The sequence below is a fragment of the Methanoculleus sp. genome (genome assembly GCF_035363275.1).
Lineage (GTDB): Archaea > Halobacteriota > Methanomicrobia > Methanomicrobiales > Methanoculleaceae > Methanoculleus.
This window is the reverse complement of the sequence record NZ_DAOSET010000122.1, coordinates 1-1954: the sequence shown is the minus strand read 5'-3', so window position 1 is coordinate 1954 and position 1954 is coordinate 1. Positions and strand designations below refer to the sequence as shown.

The 1954-nt window shown below is 60.0% G+C and carries 4 protein-coding genes; 3 read left to right on the top strand and 1 reads right to left on the bottom strand.

Annotated features, from left to right (window positions below; genetic code table 11):
• The first annotated feature begins 57 nt into the window (after positions 1–57).
• Positions 58–507 carry a DUF6325 family protein gene (locus tag PLN84_RS13175; RefSeq protein ID WP_292382699.1) on the top strand — a complete coding sequence of 150 codons (450 nt, stop codon included), beginning with the start codon at positions 58–60 and terminating at the stop codon, positions 505–507.
• Positions 504–797 carry an SHOCT domain-containing protein gene (locus PLN84_RS13170; protein ID WP_292382698.1) on the top strand — a complete coding sequence of 98 codons (294 nt, stop codon included), beginning with the start codon at positions 504–506 and terminating at the stop codon, positions 795–797. Before PLN84_RS13175 ends, PLN84_RS13170 begins: the two co-directional genes overlap by 4 nt.
• Before the next feature lie 88 nt (positions 798–885).
• Here PLN84_RS13170 and PLN84_RS13165 read toward each other — a convergent pair whose 3' ends face one another.
• Positions 886–1350, bottom strand: a complete 465-nt coding sequence (locus PLN84_RS13165; RefSeq protein WP_292382696.1) for a phosphate-starvation-inducible PsiE family protein — start codon at positions 1348–1350, stop codon at positions 886–888.
• A gap of 60 nt (positions 1351–1410) precedes the next feature.
• Between PLN84_RS13165 and PLN84_RS13160 the strand changes: the two genes are divergently transcribed.
• Entirely contained in the window at positions 1411–1704 is a 294-nt protein-coding gene (locus PLN84_RS13160; protein ID WP_292382694.1) for a hypothetical protein, read from the top strand.
• Positions 1705–1954 lie beyond the last annotated feature (250 nt).

Sequence of the window (1954 nt, the reverse complement as noted above, 5' to 3'; positions counted from 1 at the left end):
GCCGGGCAACAGATCGAGATATATAGTTGAACCGGCATCCTGCTCCGGAGGCGCACGATGTCTCTTGGTCCGGTCGAGTATATGGTCATCGAGTTTCCGGGAAACCAGTTCAAAGGCGAGATCATCCCGGCGTTGCGTGAGGTGGTCGATAAAGGCGTCATCCGCATCATCGATCTCGTCTTCATGAGGAAAGACGATCAGGGCAATATCAGCGTGATGGAGCTTGCCGACCTCCAGAAGGATGCGGCGGATGCATTTGCCCCGCTTGCACGGGAGGCGAGCACACTCTTTGCCGAGGAGGATGTCGAGAAGGTCAGCGCAGTCATGGAGACGAACAGCTCCGTGGCGCTGCTCCTCTTCGAGCACGTATGGGCAACGAGGTTCCGCGATGCCGTTCTTGCGGCCAATGGGAGGCTGATCGCAGGCGAACGTATCCCGAAAGAAGTGGTTGACGCCGCGCTGGCATGGAAGCCCGAAGAGCAGGAAGCACTGGAGGCGGCACCATGAGAGGCGGCCGGCCGGGCCTTATCGGCACCGTGGCCCGTACCGCGGTGGTCGCGGGGACGGCCACCGTGACCACCCGGGCTGTCGATAAGAGGATGCAGCAGAGGGAGATAAAGAAGGCGGCGCAGGCGCAACAGACAGCACCATACGAGGAGCAGGCTCCCCCCGCCCGGGCGGGGATAACCCAGGAGGAGAAGATGGCTCAACTCCGGGAACTCGCGGAGCTGAAGCAGATGGGGGCCCTGACCGAGGAGGAGTTCCAGCAGGAGAAGCAGAAGATCCTTGCGCAGTAGGGCAGCCGGATCCACCGCTAATCTACTGATGCCGGCCCCCGTCACCATACAGATGAGCAGACCGTACTGCTCCGCAGACGACCGGCTACTACGGCTCTTCCCGCCCCTCGCACACCAGCACGCCGTCGTCCGGGGGGAGAGCATGTGGCAACCCCGCCCGGCGTATGAGGTAGTAGTCGCCGCAGAGGGCAATGACGATCAGCGCGATCCCGATGAGCTCGCCCGCAGTCGCCGAACCGAGGGGGGTAACCTCTCTTGCGATGACGATGATCGCGACGAGGAGTTCCCTTCTGTCAAGGTAGGCCTTGATCGTCTCCATGGGTTCCGGGCCGATGGGGATCAACAGGAAGTATCCGAAGAGGTCCAGAATGTCAAGCCGATAGGCGGACTCGTCGATCAATCCTTCGACCACCAGCCAATCTAATTCGAGGAGCGTGAAGGAGAGCAACACGATCCGGGATATGATGAGTACGACGTAGGTGAAACACGCAAATAACTCTACGAAACGGCGTATGCATAGGATCTGCTGCCGGTCCGCATAATTAGGTGACAAAAACGCCGCAAATTTCCATTTGGGGGATCTTCAAGGCTTCACGCGGTGCAGGGAGGCACCATGCTCCCGGAGAGACGGGGAGATAGTCTGCCCCGGGGCAAGATTCATAGGGCGGAGAGCACATTCCACGGCATGGCGGCATACCGCGAACGCCGGGGTTCATCCCTCTCGCAGCATTCGGGTTCGTCCAGCTGGTCTTCTGACGTGTATGGTGAGGACCTCCCGGAGGGGCACCGGTTTTATCCCCCGGCCGTTCCCCCCGGCACCGCCCACGATAAGGCAGAAGCGCTCGTGGAGTTCTTCGCTTTCTGCAAGATGATGGGCACGTTCGGTCTCGCGAAAGGCACTTCCTGATCAGTACCGGGCTTCGTCCCCGGTTACGGGATCAGAGTGAAACAGGTAGGCTCTCCCCGGCACCTGCGTAAATATTCTGCCCTAACTTGTCATTCATCGCTCCTTTGTCATCCGTTCGGTCTCATATCGCGGTTTGGGAGACCGTTCTCCCGATGACCGGGCCCGGAAAGGCCAAAAGTCATTTCGATGTATGGTTACTGGCTCTACATGACCGGCAGCGGGACGCTCTGCGCCATCAGTGCCTGAGGAG

Bases quoted from the DNA above. Each gene is read 5' to 3' on its own strand.
- PLN84_RS13175 (WP_292382699.1), top strand. From the start codon at position 58: ATGTCTCTTGGTCCGGTCGAGTATATGGTCATCGAGTTTCCGGGAAAC.
- PLN84_RS13170 (WP_292382698.1), top strand. From the start codon at position 504: ATGAGAGGCGGCCGGCCGGGCCTTATCGGCACCGTGGCCCGTACCGCG.
- PLN84_RS13160 (WP_292382694.1), top strand. From the start codon at position 1,411: ATGCTCCCGGAGAGACGGGGAGATAGTCTGCCCCGGGGCAAGATTCAT.